The organism is Cysteiniphilum sp. JM-1 (assembly GCF_008711525.1).
In the GTDB taxonomy this organism is placed as follows: Bacteria; Pseudomonadota; Gammaproteobacteria; order Francisellales; family Francisellaceae; genus Caedibacter.
In genome coordinates this window covers 16,140-38,824 of record NZ_VXKS01000021.1, presented here as the reverse complement: position 1 = coordinate 38,824, position 22,685 = coordinate 16,140, and the positions used below count along the sequence as shown (strand labels likewise).

23 protein-coding genes are annotated in these 22,685 nt (G+C 39.1%); 11 read left to right on the top strand and 12 right to left on the bottom strand.

What is annotated here, in order from left to right; all coding sequences use genetic code 11:
• Positions 1-17: 17 nt before the first annotated feature.
• The 5 genes from F3D68_RS09230 to pstC form a co-directional block, all read right to left on the bottom strand.
• Positions 18-974 (bottom strand): AAA family ATPase, encoded by a 957-nt coding sequence (locus F3D68_RS09230; protein WP_151194149.1) that lies wholly within the window; start codon positions 972-974, stop codon positions 18-20.
• Positions 975-1,074: 100 nt separating this feature from the next.
• On the bottom strand, positions 1,075-2,142 hold the full coding sequence (gene pstS / locus F3D68_RS09225) for a phosphate ABC transporter substrate-binding protein PstS (RefSeq protein WP_151194148.1): 1,068 nt from the start codon (positions 2,140-2,142) through the stop codon (positions 1,075-1,077).
• A gap of 39 nt (positions 2,143-2,181) precedes the next feature.
• Positions 2,182-3,048, bottom strand: a complete 867-nt coding sequence (pstB, locus tag F3D68_RS09220) for a phosphate ABC transporter ATP-binding protein PstB (protein WP_151194147.1) — start codon at positions 3,046-3,048, stop codon at positions 2,182-2,184.
• Between the two features lie 31 nt (positions 3,049-3,079).
• Entirely contained in the window at positions 3,080-3,907 is an 828-nt protein-coding gene (gene pstA, locus F3D68_RS09215) for a phosphate ABC transporter permease PstA (protein ID WP_151194146.1), read from the bottom strand.
• Complete coding sequence (gene pstC / locus F3D68_RS09210) at positions 3,907-4,848, bottom strand: phosphate ABC transporter permease subunit PstC (protein ID WP_224728281.1); 942 nt, start codon at positions 4,846-4,848, stop codon at positions 3,907-3,909. Before pstC ends, pstA begins: the two co-directional genes overlap by 1 nt.
• A 183-nt stretch (positions 4,849-5,031) precedes the next feature.
• On the opposite strand from pstC, the gene F3D68_RS09205 reads away from it, so the two are divergent.
• From F3D68_RS09205 to F3D68_RS09165, 9 genes are all read left to right on the top strand, one after another.
• Positions 5,032-6,621, top strand: coding sequence for an FMN-binding glutamate synthase family protein (locus F3D68_RS09205; protein ID WP_151194145.1), 1,590 nt, complete (start codon positions 5,032-5,034; stop codon positions 6,619-6,621).
• 218 nt (positions 6,622-6,839) lie between these two features.
• Positions 6,840-7,967 carry a calcium:proton antiporter gene (locus tag F3D68_RS09200; RefSeq protein WP_151194144.1) on the top strand — a complete coding sequence of 376 codons (1,128 nt, stop codon included), beginning with the start codon at positions 6,840-6,842 and terminating at the stop codon, positions 7,965-7,967.
• A 223-nt stretch (positions 7,968-8,190) separates the two neighbouring features.
• Complete coding sequence (rlmE, locus tag F3D68_RS09195; RefSeq protein ID WP_151194143.1) at positions 8,191-8,817, top strand: 23S rRNA (uridine(2552)-2'-O)-methyltransferase RlmE; 627 nt, start codon at positions 8,191-8,193, stop codon at positions 8,815-8,817.
• 11 nt (positions 8,818-8,828) lie between these two features.
• Positions 8,829-9,404 (top strand): cob(I)yrinic acid a,c-diamide adenosyltransferase, encoded by a 576-nt coding sequence (locus F3D68_RS09190; protein ID WP_151194142.1) that lies wholly within the window; start codon positions 8,829-8,831, stop codon positions 9,402-9,404.
• Entirely contained in the window at positions 9,401-10,774 is a 1,374-nt protein-coding gene (trkA, locus tag F3D68_RS09185; protein ID WP_151194141.1) for a Trk system potassium transporter TrkA, read from the top strand. The genes F3D68_RS09190 and trkA overlap by 4 nt, the downstream gene beginning before the upstream one ends.
• A 99-nt stretch (positions 10,775-10,873) precedes the next feature.
• Complete coding sequence (locus F3D68_RS09180) at positions 10,874-11,173, top strand: ArsR/SmtB family transcription factor (RefSeq protein ID WP_151194140.1); 300 nt, start codon at positions 10,874-10,876, stop codon at positions 11,171-11,173.
• Positions 11,174-11,201: 28 nt separating this feature from the next.
• Positions 11,202-13,388, top strand: coding sequence for a heavy metal translocating P-type ATPase (locus F3D68_RS09175; protein ID WP_151194139.1), 2,187 nt, complete (start codon positions 11,202-11,204; stop codon positions 13,386-13,388).
• Between the two features lie 164 nt (positions 13,389-13,552).
• Complete coding sequence (locus F3D68_RS09170; protein WP_151194138.1) at positions 13,553-14,710, top strand: iron-containing alcohol dehydrogenase; 1,158 nt, start codon at positions 13,553-13,555, stop codon at positions 14,708-14,710.
• A 160-nt stretch (positions 14,711-14,870) separates the two neighbouring features.
• Entirely contained in the window at positions 14,871-15,326 is a 456-nt protein-coding gene (locus F3D68_RS09165; protein WP_151194137.1) for an excinuclease, read from the top strand.
• 4 nt (positions 15,327-15,330) lie between these two features.
• Here the strand turns inward: F3D68_RS09165 and F3D68_RS09160 are convergent, their stop codons facing one another.
• Both F3D68_RS09160 and pyrB read right to left on the bottom strand, forming a co-directional pair.
• Positions 15,331-16,194 carry a class I SAM-dependent methyltransferase gene (locus F3D68_RS09160; protein WP_151194136.1) on the bottom strand — a complete coding sequence of 288 codons (864 nt, stop codon included), beginning with the start codon at positions 16,192-16,194 and terminating at the stop codon, positions 15,331-15,333.
• Positions 16,195-16,203: 9 nt separating this feature from the next.
• Complete coding sequence (gene pyrB, locus F3D68_RS09155) at positions 16,204-17,142, bottom strand: aspartate carbamoyltransferase (RefSeq protein WP_151194135.1); 939 nt, start codon at positions 17,140-17,142, stop codon at positions 16,204-16,206.
• 98 nt (positions 17,143-17,240) lie between these two features.
• On the opposite strand from pyrB, the gene coaE reads away from it, so the two are divergent.
• Positions 17,241-17,846 (top strand): dephospho-CoA kinase, encoded by a 606-nt coding sequence (gene coaE / locus F3D68_RS09150; RefSeq protein WP_151194134.1) that lies wholly within the window; start codon positions 17,241-17,243, stop codon positions 17,844-17,846.
• On the opposite strand, the gene truA is transcribed toward coaE, so the two are convergent.
• The 5 genes from truA to F3D68_RS09125 form a co-directional block, all read right to left on the bottom strand.
• A complete protein-coding gene (gene truA / locus F3D68_RS09145) occupies positions 17,810-18,607 on the bottom strand; it encodes a tRNA pseudouridine(38-40) synthase TruA (protein ID WP_151194133.1) in 798 nt (265 codons plus the stop codon). The genes coaE and truA overlap by 37 nt on opposite strands.
• A 52-nt stretch (positions 18,608-18,659) precedes the next feature.
• Entirely contained in the window at positions 18,660-19,190 is a 531-nt protein-coding gene (locus F3D68_RS09140) for a D-alanyl-D-alanine carboxypeptidase family protein (RefSeq protein WP_151194132.1), read from the bottom strand.
• Positions 19,183-19,764, bottom strand: coding sequence for a DUF4823 domain-containing protein (locus F3D68_RS09135; RefSeq protein ID WP_117001336.1), 582 nt, complete (start codon positions 19,762-19,764; stop codon positions 19,183-19,185). Before F3D68_RS09135 ends, F3D68_RS09140 begins: the two co-directional genes overlap by 8 nt.
• A gap of 87 nt (positions 19,765-19,851) precedes the next feature.
• Positions 19,852-20,427, bottom strand: a complete 576-nt coding sequence (folE, locus tag F3D68_RS09130) for a GTP cyclohydrolase I FolE (RefSeq protein WP_151194131.1) — start codon at positions 20,425-20,427, stop codon at positions 19,852-19,854.
• Positions 20,428-20,485: 58 nt separating this feature from the next.
• Positions 20,486-21,265 (bottom strand): type III pantothenate kinase, encoded by a 780-nt coding sequence (locus F3D68_RS09125; RefSeq protein WP_151194130.1) that lies wholly within the window; start codon positions 21,263-21,265, stop codon positions 20,486-20,488.
• A gap of 174 nt (positions 21,266-21,439) precedes the next feature.
• Between F3D68_RS09125 and F3D68_RS09120 the strand changes: the two genes are divergently transcribed.
• On the top strand, positions 21,440-22,630 hold the full coding sequence (locus tag F3D68_RS09120) for a Bcr/CflA family efflux MFS transporter (protein WP_151194129.1): 1,191 nt from the start codon (positions 21,440-21,442) through the stop codon (positions 22,628-22,630).
• Positions 22,631-22,685: the final 55 nt, after the last annotated feature.

Genomic DNA, 22,685 nt, shown 5'->3' with positions numbered 1-22,685 from the left:
CGTTTCCCCTCTTCCACTTATGGAATCGGCACGGCTTTTAAAAGTGCATCAATCACATCATCACTGGTAATATTATCAACTTCAGCTTCAAAGCTTAGCAATATCCTATGCCTTAATACCTCATGAATCACCGCATGCACATCATGAGGTGACACATAGTCTTCTGCATTAAGCCAAGCATGCGCACGTGCCGCGCGCTCAAGTGCAATCGTGCCACGTGGACTTACCCCAAAACGAATCCATTTAGCTAAATCTTCATTGTATTTCGCGGCATCACGTGTGGCTAATACCAACTGAATCATGTACTCCTCAACGGCACTAGAAACATGCAGATCTAACACTTGTTGTTGCGCTGTAAATATTTGATCTTGTGTTATTAGCGGTGGCTTTTGCAAGTTCACTGAACGATTGCCACGATTTAATGCTAAAATTTCTTTTTCCATTGCTGCATCTGGATAGCCGATTTTAACATGCAGCATAAAGCGATCCAATTGCGCCTCGGGTAAAGGGTAAGTTCCCTCTTGCTCAATCGGATTTTGCGTTGCCATCACTAAGAATAAATCAGGCAATGGATAGGTTTGTTTGCCAATGGTAATCTGCTTCTCACCCATTGCCTCTAATAGTGCTGATTGCACTTTAGCCGGTGCGCGATTGATCTCATCTGCTAGCAATAAATTATGAAACAAGGGACCGGTTTGAAACTCAAAGCTTTGGCGCTCAGGAATATAAATCTCAGTGCCTGTTAAATCAGCAGGTAATAAATCAGGGGTGAATTGAATACGATGATATGAACATTCAATACATTCAGCTAAGGTTTTGATTGCCGTGGTTTTAGCAAGACCAGGCGCGCCCTCAACCAATAAATGTCCTGATGATAATAAGGCAATTAGAAGGCGCTTTGTCAAAGCGCGTTGCCCAACAATACGCGCATCTAAATACGCTAATAAACTTTCAAAATCCTGATATACCGGCATAAACCCTCCTAAGGCTTTAAAAACTTCATATAGTTAACGGTCCTTATTTTATAAATCCGTTTATGAATTTCAAGCCTCGTTATGCTTATGCCGTAAATTTCTAGACTTTATCCCAATAAACTTTAATGCCTGCAACAACATTTTGTGGGATACCGACATAATCAAGTTTTTGAGCAATCTTGTCACCTTGCTCAGAATAAGCAAACGTAAAGAATTGCTTAATATCTTGATTGATCCCCTGCTTTGCTTTCTCAGGTAACAAAACAAAAGTCGTTGCAACAATTGGCCAGCTGTTATTGCCAGGTTGATTTACCAAGAGCAGATTATAATTATCCTTTGCCTGCCATGATGCATACTTTGCGGCACTTGCAAAACTATTTAAATCAGCAGTTACTGTTTGACCACTTTGATTAATCAGTTTAACGGTTGGGATATTCGCGGTTTTGGCATAGGCATACTCGACATAGCCGATACTATCATCCACTTGCTGCACTTGTGCTGCCACGCCTTGGTTACCTTTAGCACCAATACCTACCGGCCATTGCACTGAAGTATCAACACCAACTTGTTTCTGCCATACAGGGTTAACTGATGCTAAGTATTGCGTAAAGTTATAAGTTGTCCCTGAGCCATCTGCGCGATGTACCGTGATAATCGCACTATGTGGTAACTTAAGCTTTGGATTTAACGCGACAATCGCTGGATCATTCCAATATTGGATTTTCCCTAAATAAATATCTGCTAATACTTGACCACTTAGGACAAGCTCATTTGTCTTAATACCCTGAACATTAATCACAGGCACAATACCGCCAACAATTGCAGGGAATTGTAATAAATTGTACTTACTAAGCTCAGCATTATTTAGTGGCTCATCTGATGCTGCAAAGTTAACCGTGCCTGCAAAAATCTGGCGCTGCCCGCCACCTGAACCAATTGGTTGGTAATTAATTTTAACACCTGTTTGATTATAATATTCATTTGCCCAACGTGACATTGCAGGATAGATAAAACTTGAACCTGAGCCCATAATAACTGACTGACTTGACACTGCCTTGCCATCACTTTCATGTGCTTTTTCGCTGCATCCTGATAATGCCAATACAGCCATAGCACTACTTGCCAGAGCACCAATCAATACAGTTTTCTTAAATTTTACTAACTTCATTAATTTATCCTTATGTTGTAAGTTTAAACCACTATTCATCTATTCATTATGAATATAATCAACCGTTCGTGGATCCTTAGGTGCGTTAAAGAATACATCAGTTGGGGCATACTCTACAAGCTCGCCATTAATCATAAACATCGTACTGTCTGATAAGCGCTCAGCTTGCTTTAAATTATGTGTCACCATCACGATCGTATATTGAGCCTTTAACGCTGTAAGCAACCCTTCTATCTTCTTGGTGGAAATAGGATCAAGCGCCGATGTTGGCTCATCTAGTAATAAAATTTTAGGTTTCACAGCCAATGTACGTGCAATACACAATCGCTGCTGTTGCCCACCTGAAAGACGTGTGCCTTGCTGTTGTAATTTATCTTTGACCTCATCCCATAAAGCGGCTTGCTTTAATGCCTCCTCAACGCGCTGTTGCAACTCAGTCTTAGGTAACTTCTCATGCAACTTAATGGCAAAAGCAATATTATCAAAAATACTCATGGGAAAAGGCGTTGGTTTTTGAAAAACCATACCAATTTCTTTGCGCAGTTGATTCAAATCGATATTTTTTTCTAAGACATTTTGCCCTTGTAACAAAATCTGACCTGTAGCTTTTTGCTTGGGGTATAACTCATAAATACGATTTAATGTTCTAAGCAAAGTGGACTTTCCAGAACCTGATGGACCAATTAATGCGGTAATTTTATTTTGCGCGAAGCTTGCATTAATATCATGCAATGTCTTGCTGTCACCATAATAAAAGTTAAGATTTTTTACTGATAAGTACTGCTGACTTGGCAAATTTAACACCCTCCCTTGAGTTTCAAATTGACTATGATGAGTTTGAGCTTGTGCTGTGCTTTCTATGTTTTCTAAATTCTTTAAGCTTTTAAATTCTGTCGATTGTTGCATGATCATCTCTTATTCTTTGATTTATTACCAGTTATTTATCTTTTGCAATCCAACGCGCCGTTAAATTCATTACCAATACTAATGCGGTAACAATAAGTGCCGCCGTCCATGCAACTTGTTGAAACTCCGGATATGGCTGCATTGCATTTTCAAAAATCATCACCGGTAGGCTCTCAATCGCTTGCCCCATATTGAAACTTAAAAAGCTGTTTTTTGCTGAAGTAAACAACAATGGTGCACTTTCGCCCATCACTCTTGCCGTGGCTAATACCACCGCAGTAATGAGTCCCGTCTTTGCCGAGCGAAAACCAATCATCACAATCACACGCCACTTTGGCACACCTAGTGCGATGGCTGATTCCTTTAACATCGGAGATACAAGATATAACACATCCTCCGCTGCACGTGTGATCATCGGCATCGCGATAACCGCTAGCGCAATGATTCCGGCATAACCTGAAAAACTGGTGTTAACAACAATAAGGGTATAGATAAATAAACCAACAATCACTGATGGCGTGCTTAACATCATATCATTGATAAAGCGTAAGACTTTAATCGTGCGTCTGAATTGTCGAAACTCAACAAAGAAAGTCGCCGTTAAAATGGAAATTGGCGTGGCAATGACTATTGCACCAATTGTTAACATCAATGAGCCAACAATCGCATTTCTAAGCCCTAGTTCCCTCGTGTCATGTATAAAAAGATACGTGCTAAAGCTAGGCATACCACGCATTACCAACTCATATAAAATGCTACACAAAAAAAAGATACTAATAATCGCACTTAGCCAGCACAGTGAGACAAAAATATTTGATTTAATACGGCGCTTAAGTGCGACTTGTCCAATTATATTCATTATGCCACCCCTACTTTGTAACGCTTTAAAATCCAACGTGATATCAGTAAAACCACCAGAGTGATTAAGAATAATATCAATCCTGTTTCAACTAGTGCGGCAGGATATAATGTGCCTAATGCTTCATTAAACTCATTAGCAATGGCTGATGAGATGGTCGCGCTTGGCATAAATAGACCTTGCAAACTATGGACATTACCAATCACAAAGGTCACTGCCATTGTCTCACCTAGAGCACGGCCAAAGCCTAAAATAATCGCACCCATCATACCAGGTAAGGCATAAGGAAAAATGACATTTTTAGTGACTTCCCATTTGGTCGCACCAATACCAAATGCTGCTTCTTTTGTCACTTGTGGAATCGCACTGATCACATCACGCATCACCGATGAGATTAAAGGGATCACCATAATGGCTAAGATAATACTCGCAGCAAAAATACTACTGCCCGTTGGTAAGCTTTTGATAAAGAACATCACAAGCGGCTCAAAGTGTGCCCAAAATGAGCCACTCTCGGCAAGAGCTGAAAACTTAGCCTGCCAAGATAGTGATAAGGGCATTAATTTTAATTGCAAAGATTTCACCCACGGCAAAAGGACAAAAAGCCCCCAAATACCATAAACGATACTCGGAATCCCTGCCATTAGCTCAATCAATCGCGCAAGAATTCTACCTATGCGTCTGGGTAATAACTCATCGATTAAAAGTGCAACACCTAAGCTAAAGGGCACAGCAATTACAAGTGCCAAAATAGATGTAACCAGCGTACCAATGATAACTGAATAGGCGCCAAATTGCTCAGTTACAGGATTCCACGCATCGCTCCACAGAAAAGAGACACCATACTCACGAATACTTGGCCAACTAAATACAATAAGACTCATTAACAGCAACACAAAAATGATCAGTGTTAGCGATGCCAAAGCTATTAATAGCTTCAAAAAATTTCTATCCCCACTTTGCCTCAAAACCTATCCTTCCTACTTAATTAAGTCGTTGCTAAGCATAAATATCAATTGTTACAGTTATGTTACAATTGATGGCTATGGTTGTTTTAAATTGAATTTCTCATATTTCTCACTATTATTCCATATGAACATAGGACTAAACACTAAGGAATATTTATGTTTCACATCTCAGAACGTAGAAAATGGTATATTGGATTTGGTATTGTCTTACTCATTATTCTTGCTTTTTTGGCTTTATTGCACAGTGAGATTACGATGAGCATTGTTATCATTGCGCTTATTATTGTTGCCATTTATGATGTAACACAAAAAAAGCATACCATACTACGCAACTTCCCCGTCCTTGGGCATATGCGCTTTATCTTGGAGTTCTTTCGCCCTGAGATTCAGCAGTATTTTGTTGCGACAGACCAAAGCGAGCGCCCTTTTGATCGACAAACTCGTTCTTTAGTTTATCAACGCGCTAAAGGCATCGAGGACACGCTTCCCTTTGGTACCGAGCGCGATATTAACCGCCCAGGTTATGAGTGGGTTTTGCATTCATTAGCACCTATCCACCCAAAGGATGTGGATCCTAAATTTCAAATAGGCAATCATCAATGCACCAAACCTTATATCTCATCACGCCTAAATATTTCTGCCATGAGCTATGGCGCCTTATCTAAAAATGCAATTATGGCACTTAATAAAGGTGCGAAGCTTGGTGGATTTTGTCATAACACTGGCGAAGGTGGTTTAACAGAATATCATCGCCAAGGTGGTGATATTTGTCTGCAAATTGGGACAGGATATTTTGGTTTTAGGACTAAAGATGGGCAGTTTGATCCAGATAAGTTTGCCATTCAAGCGCAGTATGATGATATTAAAATGATTGAGATTAAACTCTCACAAGGGGCAAAACCTGCTCATGGCGGTGTGTTACCTAAGGAAAAACTCACCCCTGAGATTGCTAAAATTCGTGATGTGCCGATGGGTGAAGATGTTTTATCTCCGCCTGCGCACACTGCTTTCTCAACTCCTGTTGAGCTATGTCAATTTATACAAAAATTGCGCGATCTCTCCGGTGGTAAACCCATTGGGTTTAAACTGTGCATAGGGCGCAAAACCGAGTTTTTCTCAATTTGTAAAGCCATGTTAAAAACGCAAATTTTTCCTGATTTTATTACCATTGATGGCGCTGAAGGTGGTACAGGAGCAGCTCCTGAGGAATACGTCAATCATATTGGTGTGCCACTTGAAGATGCTTTAGCATTTGTTCACAACGCATTGGTTGGTTCTGGTATTCGCGAGCATATTTGTATTATTGCCAGCGGTAAAACAGCGACAGGCTTTGATATGGTCAAGCGTATTGCCTTAGGTGCTGATGTTATCAATAGCGCCCGAGCCATGATGCTATCCTTAGGATGCATTCAATCTAAACAATGCAATCGCAATACCTGCCCAACCGGCGTTGCCACACAAAATCCACGACTATATAAAGCGCTTGATATTGATGATAAAAAACAACGAGTGTACCGCTTTCATGACGCAACCGTTAAAAGCTTTACTGAACTTGTTGGCGCTATGGGACTTAAGAACCCAAGTGAGCTTTCCGCCTCACGTGTTATACGTCGTATTGATGAAAAAACCGTGCAATCACTCGATGAAGTCTATCAATACCTTAAAAAAGGTAGTTTATTAGATGATAATAACTTGCCAGCGCAATATGCTAAGTACTGGCAACAAGCATCGGCTGAGCGCTTTTAAAAAAACTATCAGCAAAACGTCCATTTTATCGACTTATTTTAAAAACTGCTTGCAAGTGATTAACTAAAGATTGTAAGGTATCCACCGGTAACTTGCTCTTACACTTTTTTAAATACTTAAATTATAATAAATAACAGGTTTTGGTTTATCATCTGACTAGCAGTAAGAGAAGTCATATGAAAAAACGACTTGAAAACAACGAACAAATAGGAGGTAAAATGCACAAAACAATAAGTTTTATTAAAACCGAATATGGCGTTATTTTGCCCATCATCCTCTTTGTTCTATTAAATATGGTTTTTTTAGGTCTGGACCCATATAACATTAGCCACTTTGCCACGGCAGCTACAACCTTTGTTATCTTTGCTGTGATGCTCGTTTGCGCCTTTAATGTCGTTAAACACGCGGATTGGTTAGCTGAAAAATTTGGTGAACCCTATGGTACCTTAATTCTAACCCTTTCTGTTATCTCAATTGAAGTGGCATTAATTATCACCATGATGTTGATTGGCAAAGGGGACCCCACCCTTGCCCGAGACACGATGTTTGCCGTAATTATGATTGCCGTTAATGGCTTTGCTGGACTTAGTCTATTAACAGGAGGTATAAAACACAACACACAAATGTATAATACCGAAGGTGCTAGTATTTATATTTCTTTACTCATTCTTTTATTAACAGTCTGTTTAATACTCCCTAATTATACTGTCGCAACTGATGCGGGCACGTTTAACTTAAGTCAATCAGTTGTCGTGATTATTGTTTGTGTCATCCTTTATGCGGTATTTCTAGTGAAACAAACGGTAACACATAAAGACTATTTTCAGTATAAGCATGATGGCGATAGTGATGAGGAACACCACAGCCCTATGGGCTCAGTACTCTATCATGTCATTATGTTACTCCTTGGTCTTGTCGTGATGATTGCCTTATCAAAAAACCTTGCCAGTTTTCTTGAGTTTAGCATTCAAGAGGCAGGACTTCCCAGTAAGTTAGGCGGTTTTATTATCGCGCTTTTAGTATTAACCCCAGAGGGAGTGAGCGCTATTCAAGCTGCTTATAAAAATCAATTACAGCGCTCAATTAATCTATGCATGGGCTCTGCGGTTGCTACCATTTGCCTTACCGTGCCATCGGTACTTGTCATAAGCCTTGTCCTTGGTCAACCATTAATTCTTGGATTAAATAGCACATCAATTGTGATTATGGTGCTAACCTTTTTAATTGCCTTGGTTACCTTCACTTCACGACGCACTAGCGTCTTTAATGGAATGGTTCTTCTGAGTGTCTTTATCGTTTACTTTGCGTTGATTTTCGATGTCGCTCAACCTTTATCCCAACTATAAGGTCTCTGCTGTAAGCAAACAGCAAGACAACCTTCGCAATTGGCAAATCAAGAAAATGCAGCAAGGATTAAAACAAGCTCAAAACGATCAAATTGCAGCTGTCTATGATGTTTTACGCGTTTTCAATAAATGCAAAAAATGAAAAAGTAAAAAAGTAAGCTACTGTATATTTTCCTAGGTGATATACTGTTGACATTAATTAGCACGATACCTTTATTTGTTAATGTCAAAAAATAAACATAGCAAAAGCAGCAAACGTTGGCTTGATGAGCATCATAATGATCATTATGTTAACCAATCTAAAAAAGATGGTCTAAGATCACGCGCAGCTTACAAACTCATGGAGCTACAACAAAAAGATAAGCTATTCAAACAAGGCATGACCGTTGTTGATCTGGGGGCGGCTCCTGGTGGTTGGTCACAGGTTTTAACGGATTTTGTTGGTTCTGAAGGCAAGGTGTTTGCCTTGGATATTCTCGAGATGGATCCATTACCTGATGTGACCTTTATTCAAGGCGATTTCACCGAGGATGAGCCATATGAAGCCTTAATGCAATTAACTGAAGGTGAGTCAATTGATTGGGTGATCTCTGATATGGCACCAAATATGAGTGGAAATCGCAATACCGATCAAGCCGGATCAATGTATCTGGTTGAATTGGCACTTGATTTTGCCGATAGCACATTAAAATCACGTGGTAATTTCTTAGCTAAAGTTTTCCAAGGTGAAGGCTTTGATCCTTTTGTAAAGGCAGTTCAAGAGCGCTTTCAAAAAGTTGTTATTCGTAAACCTGATGCATCTCGTGCGCGCTCACGCGAAGTCTATGTGATCGGATTTAATAAACGTTAAAGGAATCATTCATGGGTCATAGACTATCAAAAATTTACACCAAAACCGGCGACAAAGGTACTACTGCCCTCTCAGATAATATTCGTATTGATAAATGCGAACCGATTATTGAAACCATTGGTCAGATTGATGAGTTAAACGCCGCCATTGGTGTGATTGTCGCCTTTTCAAGCAACCTTGACATAAACAACCAACTACAAAATATTCAACATCATTTATTTAACATCGGTGGCGAGCTATCGTTTCCTCAATTTAGCCAACTAACGGATCATGCTGTTACCGCACTTGAAATCCAAATTGATCATTGGAATGAGTCTTTACCACCTTTGAAAGAGTTTATTTTACCTGGTGGTTCACAGTGTGCGGCTTTAAGCCATCAAGCACGTACCATCGCACGTAAAGCAGAACGCCACTATGTTGCCTTGATCCAAGATCAGACAAAAGCGCATAACCCACTTATTTTAAGTTTTTTGAATCGCTTATCTGATTATTTATTTGTGTTGGCACGTTTTTTTAACCAATTAGATCAGCATGATGAAGTGTTGTGGAAAAGCCATAGAAGTGATAAAACACAGGAAAAATTATGAAAATTATTATTTTAGGCGCCGGACAAGTCGGCAGCTCTCTGGCTAAGAATTTACAAAAAGATCATAACATTAGTGTCGTGGATGAAAAAGCTGAGCGACTAAGACATATTCAAAATCACTTTGACGTCAAAACGATCTGTGGCTCGGCATCACATCCCAATATTCTTGAAGAAGCAGGTGCTAATGATGCGGATATGATTATTGCGGTAACTAATAATGATGAAGTTAATATCGTTGCTTGCCAGATCGCCTATAGCCTTTTTAAAATCCCAACGAAAATCGCACGTTTACGTAACAAAAACTACGCGCGCTATCCGCAAATTTTTAATAATGACAATATCCCAATTGATCTTATTATTAACCCCTCCGAGTTAGTTACTCAACGCCTAGTACGTTTAGTTGAGCACCCTGGTAGTTTCCAGATTGTTGATTTTGCTAATGGACGCTTGCAGTTAGCAGGGAGTGAAATTGCCGAGGACTCACCACTTCATGGCATGAGTATTCGTGAGTTTAGACAAGAGCTTCCTGATATCGATGCGCGTGTTGTTGCTATTTATCGCAAAAAACAAAACTTACTTATATCCGCTGATACCGTTTTGCAAAAAGAAGATGAAGTATTCTTTATTGCTGAGCGAATTAATATTCCTGCGATTTTACGCGAATTTCAACCACAACAAACGGCATGCCGCAAACTCTTTATCGCTGGAGGTGGCAATATCGGTATGGGGCTTGCTAAGAAGCTTGAGAATGATTATTTGGTTAAAATCGTTGAGCGCAACTATGAGAACTGTCACTTAGCTGCTGAAACGCTAAACAATACCACCGTACTCTCAGGTGACGCCTCTGATGCTGAGTTATTAAATACCGAGAGCATTGATGACACCGATCTTTTTTGTGCAGTAACCAATGATGATGAGGCTAATATCATGTCAGCAATGCTTGCTAAGAAAATGGGCGCTAAAAGCACCATTGCCCTTGTTAATAGCCTAAGCTATGCGGCTTTAGTTGATGAAACACACACCATTGATCGCGCGATTTCACCGCAAAGAATCACTATTGGTGTGATCCAAACTTACTTGCGCAAAGGTGATATGCTAAATATCTATTCACTTTATGGAGGACATGCGGAAGCCTGCGAAATTGTCGTGCACGGCACAGCTGACAGCTCGCCAATAGTTGGTAAGAAAATCAGTGAACTAAACTTACCAAAAGCGATTATTATTGGCGCTATCGTTCGCGATGACACCGTATTGATTGCGCATGATCATTACACGATTGAGTCAGGAGATCACGTTATTGTCACGATCACGGATCTTGATCATGTCTATACAATTGAAAAGCTCTTTCAGGTATTGCCGGTTTTTCTATAATCCTTTATTACATATTTTTTCATCTACCCACTTTACATCAAGCACATTTTCACCTAAATTATATAAATTATTTTTTATATAAAAATTCATGGATTTATAATGAGTGATATTGATGAACTTATTTTAACGAGAATTGCTGATGTGTGCCATATCATGGGCGATGCCAACCGTATGCGCATTTTGTTTCTATGTGCTAAAGAAGCAACGCCGGTCAATCACTTTGTTGAAAAGCTTGGCGTATCTCAGCCTCTGGTTAGTCATCATTTGAAATTAATGAAAGAACAGCGTCTGATTAAAGGTGAACGCCAAGGCAAACAAGTGCTCTATTCCTTATACGATGAGCATGTGCATTGCATTTTACAAGATATGTATAAACACTGGTCGGATGAAACCCATTAATCAAACGAAGGGAAAAAGAGGATATAAGATGTTTGAATATAAAATTTATGGCATGGACTGTTTGGATGAAGTTTCTGTGGTGAAACGAGAGCTTCTGCCTTATGTTAAAGATGAGAATCTTTTACAGTTTAATCTGTTAAAAGGCAAGCTCATGATCCATAATCAAACACAGCAATTTACACAAGCTGAAATTGAAAAAAGACTCAAAGCGACAGGCTACCAATTTATCAGTTGGCAACAATATGAGATCAAACAGCAAAGCAATAGCGAAAGCTTTTGGCAAAAACATATGCGCAGTCTATTAACACTAATTTGCGCACTATTTTTAATCATAGGCTTTGCTATCCATGGCAGTTATCATGGATTTTTAGATGCCCTTATTGGTGAGCATGGTGTAGCAACTGCTCAGCCTGTTAGCTCTATTATTTTCTATATTTTAGCTTTAATCATTGGAGGGTGGTTTATTTATCCTAAAGCCTGGGCAGCATTAAAACGTATGCGTCCTGATATTAACCTTTTGATGACAATCGCTGTGATTGGTGCGATATGTTTAGGTCAGTGGCTAGAAGCTGGCATGATTGTCTTTTTATTCTCCATTGCCTCATTGCTAGAGTCGTGGAGTGTTGGTAAAGCAAGAAAAGCTATTCAAGCCCTATTAGAAATTGCTCCAGATACTGCTAATGTTTACTGCGCACATCACAAAGACATTGATATTAAAAAAGTCGAAGAAGTCAACATTGGCACAACAATCGTTATTAAACCCGGTGAGCGTGTACCATTAGATGGCGTTGTTACAGAAGGTGAAAGCTTTATTAATCAAGCACCTATTACCGGTGAATCATTACCTGTCGAAAAAAAATCAGGTGATCCCGTATTTGCCGGCAGTTTAAATGAAGATGGTCTTTTGTATGTCAAAGTAACAAAACTTGCCACTGAATCGACACTGTCAAACATTATCCGTCAAGTGGAATTAGCGCAAGCAAATAAAGCCAAATCAGAGATGTGGGTTGAACAATTTGCCAAATACTATACCCCTTTGATGATGCTATTTGCCCTATTAGTCGCCATTATCCCGCCGTTATTATTTGGTGGTAGTTGGTACAACTGGATTTATGAAGCATTGGTTATTCTGGTCATTGCCTGCCCTTGCGCTTTAGTTATTTCGACACCTGTGAGTATTGTCTCAGGCTTAAGTGCTGCGGCCAATCATGGCATTTTAATCAAAGGTGGTAGCTTTCTTGAGTTACCTGCAAAGCTTAAAGCGATTGCTTTTGACAAGACAGGGACGATTACCCAAGGCAAACCTGTCATTCAGTCAATTATTAATATCTCAAAAGAGTATAGTGATAATGAATTATTACAACTTGCTGCAGCATTAGAAGAAGGTAATAACCACCCCTTAGCACACGCTATCTTTGATAAAATGGCGGCGCTTAAATTAGAAAAAACCTTTAATGTTTCTAATGTTCAAGTGATTAAAGGCAAAGCGATTACCGGACAAATTAATGAGCACAATTACTGGATAGGCAGTCATAAATATTTACATGAGAAAACAGAAATCACAGCAAATTTAAATGCTTTTCATGACCAGATTCTCGCATTAGAAAAAACAGGACATTCGCTATTAATCTTTGCTAATAGCAATCATATTCTTGGCTTATTTGCTGTTGCTGATAGCATCAAAGATAATGCAAGAGAAACCTTAGCCAAACTCAATGCGCTGGGTATTAAAACCGCGCTATTAACCGGTGATAATAAGGGTGCTGCACAGTTTATTGCACAACAAGCTGGACTTGATGAAGTTTACTCTGAGCTTTTGCCCGAAGATAAAGTAGCAAAAATCAAAGTGTTACAAGCACAATATCAAACAGTTGCGATGGTTGGAGACGGCATTAATGACGCTCCTGCTTTGGCAACAGCTGATTTAAGTCTTGCCATGGGGGATGCCGGTAGTGATGTTGCCATTGAAACGGCTGATATTGCATTAATGTCCGATGATCTAGCTAAATTACCGTGGCTTATACAACATGCCAAACGTGTTAAAGTCATTATTCAGCAAAACATCACCTTTGCCTTAGGACTTAAAGTAGTCTTTATGGCATTAGCTTTACTTGAGCTTGCTAATATTTGGATGGCCATTGGTGCTGATATGGGTGCGTCCTTACTCGTGGTATTTAATAGCTTGCGTTTATTAAAAAGCAAAAATCAGGATTGATAGTGCGTTTGGCGTTGTTTATCGCGGAATGCCTTATGGCATTGCCAAGGAAGTCCCTGCTCATTAACCGCAAACTGCTACAAAGCCATTAAAGGATATGCTACACTGTGACTCCGTTGATGCCATCAAATCAATGATGGCATAGATCTAAAATGGAGCATCTTATGGAAAACTTTATTTATTACAACTCAACTCGCATTTACTTTGGTCAAGGACAAATCACACAATTAAGTCATGCAATTGCCAAAGATCAAAAAGTACTATTAATCTACGGTGGTGGCAGCATTAAACAAAATGGTGTTTATGATCAAGTAAAAACAGCATTAGCCAACCATCAAGTGACTGAATTCTCAGGCATTGAACCAAACCCTGAATATGAAACCTGCCTCAAAGCAGTTGAACTCATCAAGCAAAATAATATTGATTTTGTCTTAGCTGTTGGTGGCGGCTCAGTCATTGATGCCACTAAATTTATTGTTGCAGCCGCTAAATTCAAAGGTGATGCATGGGATATTTTAGCCAAACATACTGACATTAGTGAAGCGGTACCTTTTGGCTGTGTGTTAACACTGCCTGCGACAGGCTCTGAAATGAACTCAGGATCAGTTATCTCGCGCCGAGCGTTGAATAAAAAACTTGCATTTATGCATGAGAAAGTATTCCCTGTTTTTTCAATTCTTGATCCAGAGACAACTTACACCCTACCGGCAAGACAAGTTGCTAACGGTGTCGTTGATGCCTTTGTCCATGTAATGGAGCAATATTTAACTTATCCGCAAAACGCCCAATTACAAGATCGTTTTGCTGAAGGCATTCTCAGCACGTTAATTGAAGAAGGTGAAAAAGTACTAACTCATCCTCATGACTATGATGTGCGTGCTAACATTATGTGGGCAGCAACACTTGCATTAAATACACTGATCGCTCAGGGTGTCAAAACCGATTGGGCAACACATATGATTGGGCATGAGTTAACTGCCTTTTACGGTTTGGATCATGCGCAAACCCTTGCAATCATTCTGCCAAGCATTATGGAATACAAAAAGGATAAAAAACAAGCCAAGCTGATTCAATACGCTGAGCGCGTCTGGCAGGTTGATAAAGCGCTTGCTGCTGAAACAAAAGTGCAAATCGCTATTGAGAAAACACGCGCCTTTTTTGAAAAAATGGGCAACCCAACCAAAATCAGTGCTTACCAATTGACTCAAGATAAATTTGACGACATTATTAATAATCTCAAAGATAATGGTCTTATCGCATTGGGGGAACATGCTGATATCACGCCTGAAGACAGTTTAAAAATCTTGCAAATGAGTTACTAAATAATAGTGAGTATATAATACAAATCTTCACCTCTGCCCTTGCGGGATTGCTCGTGCAGCATAGGCTGTGCGGGTAAGGGGTTTTTGAATTTATTCTCTTTCACTTATCAACACATCCTGCTAAAATTCACTCACTAATATCATACTTATTTATCAAAAAATGAAAAGATCTAAACTAATCAATACAGCTTTACCTATATTCGTTGCAACAACAGCCTTAGCAATAAGTGCTTGCTCATCAAATACTGGATTGGGTAATTACAATATCAATCAAGCGATGAGTTCAATGCCTACAAAGGTAAAAACACAAACCACTGATTTTAAATTTTATTTTGGTAAAAACTCAGCTCCCGCAGGCGCTAAAGACTTAGGTGAGATTACAACAAGCCGCCGAGCTAACGCCTTTGCCAAAGACCCTGTTGCTTCTTGTAACTGGGTATTCTACTCAGCCCTTCTAAGCTTAGAAAGCCAAGCCAAAGAAATGGGTGGCAATGGCGTTGCTAATATTCAATCGAATTGGAAAAATAACACGACATCAAGCACAGATACTTATGTGTGTGAAAATGGCTTATGGATGTCTGGTGTCGCTTTAAAAGGTAACGCCATCAAGCAGTAAGTCATTACCGCTTTCTGACACAAATAAACCGATGCGGCATCTCTTTTTTATCCTCTAATATGTCAAATCCTGCTTCAATAAATAATTCATGTAAATCCAGCTGATGAAATGCTTTAACAAAAGGTTCATTTAATTTGCGCGCTAACAATTTGAAATAAACACCTTTGATCCCGTGATCTTTACATAATTGCCATGTTTTATCTTGATATTGCAGTGGTGATGGTTCAGCAATAACAAACACCCCACCCTTTTTAAGTACACGTGAAGCTTCTGCGATAAGTTGTGTGATATATCTTGGTGGGATTTCATGTAACACATAGCACGCACTTAGTCCATCAAAGCGTTCATTAGTAAATGGCAATGATTCGGCAACACCTTGAATAAACTTTATGTGTGGGTAGTCTAACGCCGCATGCTTTAATAAATAAGGACTTGGATCAATCCCCCAAATATCGTGGGCACCTTGTTGATAAATCGCGTTGGAAGTTTTACCACCGCCACAACCGATATCTAGCACAGCGTGACAGTCTTTTAGATAATGTGCTATTTTTTTGCGTATGGGATCAACTTGATTAAGCATTGCAACATCAAAGCCTTTGATATAACCACGCGTTAATAGCTTTGAATAGTTTCCACAAGGAATATTATGAAACTCCTGTAAAACATACTTAGGAACAGGCATTTCCTGCAATAGTTTTTCATCTAAACGCACAGATCTATTTTTTGGATAAAAAACTGCCTTTATTAAGGTAAGCCAAGCTATTGGTGATTTAAAATTCAACTCATCAACCCAGCTTTTAGGTAAATCCAATTCATCCCAGTTTTGGATGTCAGGATCTAGGAAAGCTTTATTATCAACTTGCTGCATGGTTGAGAATCATATATTCAACAAACTATAAAGAATTGCTTGACGCATAAATACACCATTTCTAGCCTGCTGAAAATACCACGCGTATTCAGTTGCATCAACTGAGTTGCAAATCTCTTGCACGCGCGGCAGTGGATGCATCACAATCAAATCATCATGTGCATTATTGACTAACATATCCGCCGTAAGCACATAATCCATTGTATGCCCCCCATCTTCTTCGGAAAAACGCTCTTTTTGTAAGCGCGTCATATATAATACATCAACCACACCAATGACATCAGCTAAGTTTTCAACACAGTGTACGGCTACGTTTTTATTTTTAAGTTGAGCTAAGATTTCTTCTGGAATTTGCAATGCCTTTGGTGCCACATAATAAATCGTAATATCACGATAGTTTAATAATGCATAGCTTAATGAATGCACAGTACGCCCATAACGCAAATCACCAATCATCGCGATTTTTATACCATCAATCTGCTCAAATTTTTGCTCTATCGTAAAAAGATCAAGTAAGGTTTGTGAAGGATGTTCATTTGAACCGTCTCCGGCATTCACCACAGGAATACGTGAAATATTTGCAGCAATTTCGGCACTTCCTGCCTCAAAATGACGCATCACAATCGCATCAGCATAGCCATTAAGCATTTGGATGGTATCGCTTAAGCTCTCGCCTTTCTTACCAAAGGAAGTATTATGTGCATCAGCAAAACCAATGACCTTAGCGCCTAAGCGATGAATCGCTGCTTCAAAGGATAAGCGCGTACGCGTTGAAGCTTCAAAAAAGCAGCTGGCAATAATCTTATCATTCAAAGTATTTATAAGTTTGCCGTGCTCGGCTTCATGCGCAAGCTTCATCAGTTGATCAAAATCATCCCGTTTTAAATCTTTGATACTGACAAGGTGCTTTGTTGTGTTATTGGCTGTAGATAATATCGTCTCAAGCATATTATGTCCCTTAAGGTGTTAAATTACTTTAATTACTCTATGCATATCAGGCAAACAGCGCTATCCTATCAAGAAAAAATAACAAGGTATATTAAAACATGTTTCCCGTTGCATTGACTGGTGGTATTGGTAGCGGTAAAACAACAGTTGCTCATCTTTTTCATGAACTGCATAACATTGATATTATCTGTGCGGATCAAGTCGCTAGAGAAGTTATCCTATCACCCAAAGTCATTGAAGCCATTGTTGATAAGTTTGGCGATACAGTAATGACTAACGGTATGATTGATAGAAAAGTCTTACGCAGTATTATCAGTCAAGACACATCAGCACGCACTTGGTTAAACAATCTCATGCATCCGATTATTCGTCAGCAGATTGAATTAAACTTATCAAAAAGCCAATCCATCTATACGATCATAGATATTCCACTTTTAACAACCGCAACACTTATTAACTATCCTTATCTTAAGAAAATCATCTCGATATGTGCATCTATGGAAACCAAACTTGATCGCATTACAGCGCGTGACAACCAAACAACGTCACAAGCTTTATTGATGATTCAAAGCCAAATTAGTGATGATGAGCGTCGCACATTTAGTGATTTTATCATTAAAAATGATGGTGATATTTCTGAGCTTACACCCCAGATTAATGCTATTCATCACAGCATATTGTCATTCTTAAATGGCACCTCTTGACAGGCAATAATATCTAATTCTCGTGGATAACCCACTTCAATTAAGTACAAACCTTGAGGGGGTGCCGTGATACCTGCTTGCGTGCGATCTTTTGCACCTATCAATGCTTTGATCCAATCGGGCGACTTTTTGCCTGAACCCACCTCTAACATTGATCCGACAATATTTCTGACCATATGATGCAAAAATGCATTTCCTTGAATATCAAAAATAATAAACTGACCATGCTCGATAAAATACGCATGCTGAATATTGCGCTTAGCACTTATTGATTGGCATTGTGATGAACGAAAAGAGCTGAAATCCTGCTCACCGAGCAAATAGGTGCAAGCAGCATTCATTTTGCTTATATCCAATGACTGATTAATCCAAGTTACTCGCTCATGCCATAGTGCACTCGATGTTTTATTCTGATAAATCACATATTGATAGCGTCGATATAACGCACTAAAGCGCGCACTAAAGTTCGCATCAACCTCATAAGCAGCAGAGACACTAATATCATTAGGCAAATGTGCATTAACACCCAACACCCATGCTTTTTCTTGCCTCACTGCTAACGTTGAAAAATTTACCACTTGTGCCGTGGCATGTACACCAGTATCCGTTCTGCCCGCGCAGACTACTTCAATCGGTTCATTGGCAATAATGGATAGTGCTTTTTCTAAGCGCTCTTGTACACTATCACTATGATTTTGGCGCTGCCAGCCACAGTAATTGGTGCCTGCATATTCAAGTACCAACGCATAATGTTTTAACATCGTTTTTTAGTTTAAAATCAGTATTCACTAAGATCGTGAATCATAGCACAACTTACGATGTTTTATAACACCAATGCCAAGGTTCATAAATAAACCCATAGGTATTATCTCGAGGGTAACTCAGTGAGAAGTGAAATTTTCTGGCATGCTTTGTCAGCCATTTAAAGGCTTTGGTTTGCTCAAAACTTTCTGTTAGCACCTCACTCTCCTCATCTGAGGTAAAATCCAAGGCACATCCTGTGTGATGCTCACTAAATCCAGGCAAAGCTGATACTTTTAAAATATCCTCCAGCAATAAACCTTTATTTAACTTATTTAGAATAATATTAGCTTGATACAGGTAGCTACGAAACGCTGAAATAATCATGAGATTCACACCATCTTGCAAAGCGCTTTGCTGCATTTTCAGCCATGCATGATATGCCTCATGTTGCATATAATAATCTCGATCAAACACATCTTTACCGCCACAGATGAGTATAGACTCTGGACATTCTTGAAAAAATGGCTGTTTATTATTATCGGCAAATGCTATTGGCAAAATCGCATAAGCGCGCGCAAGTTTTTGATGATTATTAGGCATTGGCTGGCTTTCCTTGCATAAATAAATTCTCGGCAATTGCACTTAATGGTTCATGTAATAGCTCAAGCGGTGTTTTTTCAAAGCCTGGCATTTTTGAACTTATGCTATTAATATGCACTTCATCAATAAGTTGGTTCGTTCTTAGATCATATATTTTAATGCTTAATTCAACTTGATCGGCAACCCCAGTAAGTAATGTATAACTCTCTGTCCATTTACTGATTCTCGGCAAAATAAAATAATCATACTTTTTATCACGTGCCGCTAGATATTCAAACTGTGCCGACTGGAAATGTGATGCCAGCGTCAGCGTTTTAAAGTGGTCTTTTAATGCATTATTTAAAATTGATAATGTGTCCTTAGCAGTTCCTGGATAACTATGTAAATCATCATAGCCATTATTAGGATATGCCATATAAGCGGTAGCATCCTTAGGCAATTTCACTAAGCCATCACGAAAATGAATATCATTACTCTGTGCTGCCACTGTCTTTTGCATCGAGTTTGCAACGATTTCATGTGTGCTTGCACAGCCTGTCATTAAAAAGCAAAGAGCTAAAAAAAGTTTCTTCATTTTTGTTAAAAACACAACTAACGATACAAATATTATACAGAATATACCGTTTAGACCAAGTAGGCACAGCGCTTTTTTTTGATTTTCTTACAAGCCTGAAATCAACGACATTAATTCACTACGACTTTTCTCATCTTTTCTGAAAATCCCGCGCATACAACTTGTCACTGTTGAGGTTTCAGACTTATGTACTCCTCGCGTTGTCATACATTGATGCATGGAATCAATAATCACGGCAACACCTTTGGGTGCTAAAGCTTTCTCAATTGCCAAAGCAATTTGCATTGTTAAACGCTCTTGCGTTTGTAAACGTTTGGCAAAAACATCCAACACGCGCGCTATTTTACTGATGCCAACAACTTTGCCATTAGGCAAATAAGCAACGTGCGCTTTACCGATAATCGGTACCATGTGATGCTCACAATAGGACTCTAAGCGCATATTCTTTAAAAGCACAATCTCATCATAACCCTCAACATCTTCAAATGTTTTTGATAATATCTCATCTGGATCTTCTGCATAGCCTTTAAAAAACTCATCGTATGACTTAATGACACGCTTGGGTGTTTCAAGCAATCCTTCACGATTAGGGTCTTCACCAATATATTCGAGTAAAGTTTTTATCGCTGCCTCAGCTTGCTCGGCATTTGGTTTTTTTGTCATTGCATTCACTTCATTTATTTTATTTATTTTATTTTATTTGTTTTTTATTTCATTTGTTTCATTGTTTATTTTTATCAAATGCCATTTTAATGCCTTGTAGCACTAAGTCAGGCACGATAGCATCAAATAACCCAGGGACATTAAATAATTGCGAAAATCCACCAGTAGCGACAGTAATGACATTGCTTGGATCTGTTTTTAATTCTTGAATCATCACTGATTTGAGCTCTTTTAGAGCACCTAAGTGCCCATAATAAATGCCTGATTGTAGATTAGTATCAGTATCTTTGCCTATTGCCATCATCGGTTTAACAATACTGACGGACGAAAGCTGAGCAGCATTACTACTTAATGCTTCAAGTGAAATACGCACACCCGGCAAAATGGCGCCACTTAAATAGATTTTATCTTTACGCACCACATCAAAAACCGTGGCAGTGCCTAAATCAATCACCAAAATATCTTTGTTGGCAAAAAGCTCAACAGCAGCGATGCATCCAGCAATTCGATCGGCACCAACCTCTTTAGGTGTTGCTACTTGCATTTTCAAGCCCGTTTTCACACCCGGTTGTAAGAGAAATGGTTCAAGATCAAAATACTTTAAAATCGCTGAGCGCAGTGAATAATTAATGGCTGGCACCACAGAGGCAATAGCAACACCTGTTATTTTATTTGGATCAAGGGCATTCTCACCCAACGCTTGTCTTAGAAAAATACCTATTTGATCCGAACTACCATGTGCTGATGCCGTAGTATAACGAAACTGTAATATCAACTCATCATGATCAAAAACACCCGCATGAATATGCGAATTGCCAACATCTAAAGTAAGTAACATCTGTTTTTTCTATCTTTTAAATATTTCAGCTTAGTTTAACGTCGCAGTATATACACATCATTACCCCTTTTACAGCACTAATCCACATTTTTTAAGTGTCTGATACTATTATTTTTTACGGTTTACGTTATGATGGCAGCAAGTTTATCCGACCCTATTTATTGAAGTATAAACATGGCTAGTTTTGATCGTCATTTTTATCGCATTTTATTGCTTATTATCTTGCTCACTGCCGCAGGGCAAATGACCAATACCATTTATGTGCCCGCATTAACGCAAATGGCGCATGAGTTCTCCGTCAGTGTTGGGCGTATGCAAGCTGTAATTGCCTGTTATCTTTTCCCTTATGGTTTACTGCAGTTTTTCTATGGTCCTTACTCCGATCGCTTTGGTCGCAAGCCAATGATTTTAATTGGTATTGTCTTTTTTACACTGGGATCTATTTTGGCTGTTTTTGCAACACACTTTATAACCCTTTTGATTGCAAGCTTCTTACAAGGCAGTGGTATTGCTGTTGCTGGTGTCATGGCGCGAACGGTCATGCGTGATCTATATTCTGGGATGAAGCTTCATAGCGCTAATAGTATTATGGCAATTGCGCTTATCTTCGCACCCTTAATTGCGCCTTTATTGGGAGGTCTTTTTACAGATCTTCATAGCTGGCGTGCTATTTTTGTTTTTCTAACCATTTATGGCATTCTACTTCTTGTCATTCAGTGGCTTTTCTTTCCTGAAACCAATACACAAAAATCAACTAAAGGTAACCTTTTAGCCAAGTATAAAACCGTACTATCCAATGGCAACTTTATGATTAATCTGATTTTATTGATCGTTGCCAATGGAGGTGTTGCGGTATTTGAAGTCAGCTCAGGCGCGCTTTTTACCTCCGTATTACAACTTTCGCCAGCAGTTGCCAGCTTATTCTTTATTATTCCTTTGCCTTGCTATATGTTTGGCAGCTTTCTCTCAGCACGTCTTGCGCGACGCTACAGCCTTGATCGCTTATTACTCATTGGTTGTTTTACTCTATTGATTAGCGGTATTGCCCTTGGTTTATCCTATTATGTATTTGGTGTAACCAGTCTTAGCATTATCTTACCAGGCTGCCTATATTTCTTAGGGTGTGGCATTATTTTCCCAACAGCAACCACCAAAGCATTAGAAGAGTTTCCAAGTATTGCAGGAACCGCTGGAGCTGTTTTGGGTGGTGCGCAAAACTTAGGGGCTGGATTACTAACAGCATTAGCAGCATTTATTCCGTTAAAAAATCAGCTCCCTTTAGCCATTATTCTATCGACTTTATCCGTATGCGCTTTAGTGAGTGTAATGATGAGTCAGCGCTCACGTATTGTGAAAGTAAGTTAAATATAAAGAATGTATAAAAAAGGTTATGACCATATTCCTGCCCACTTTGATTGTG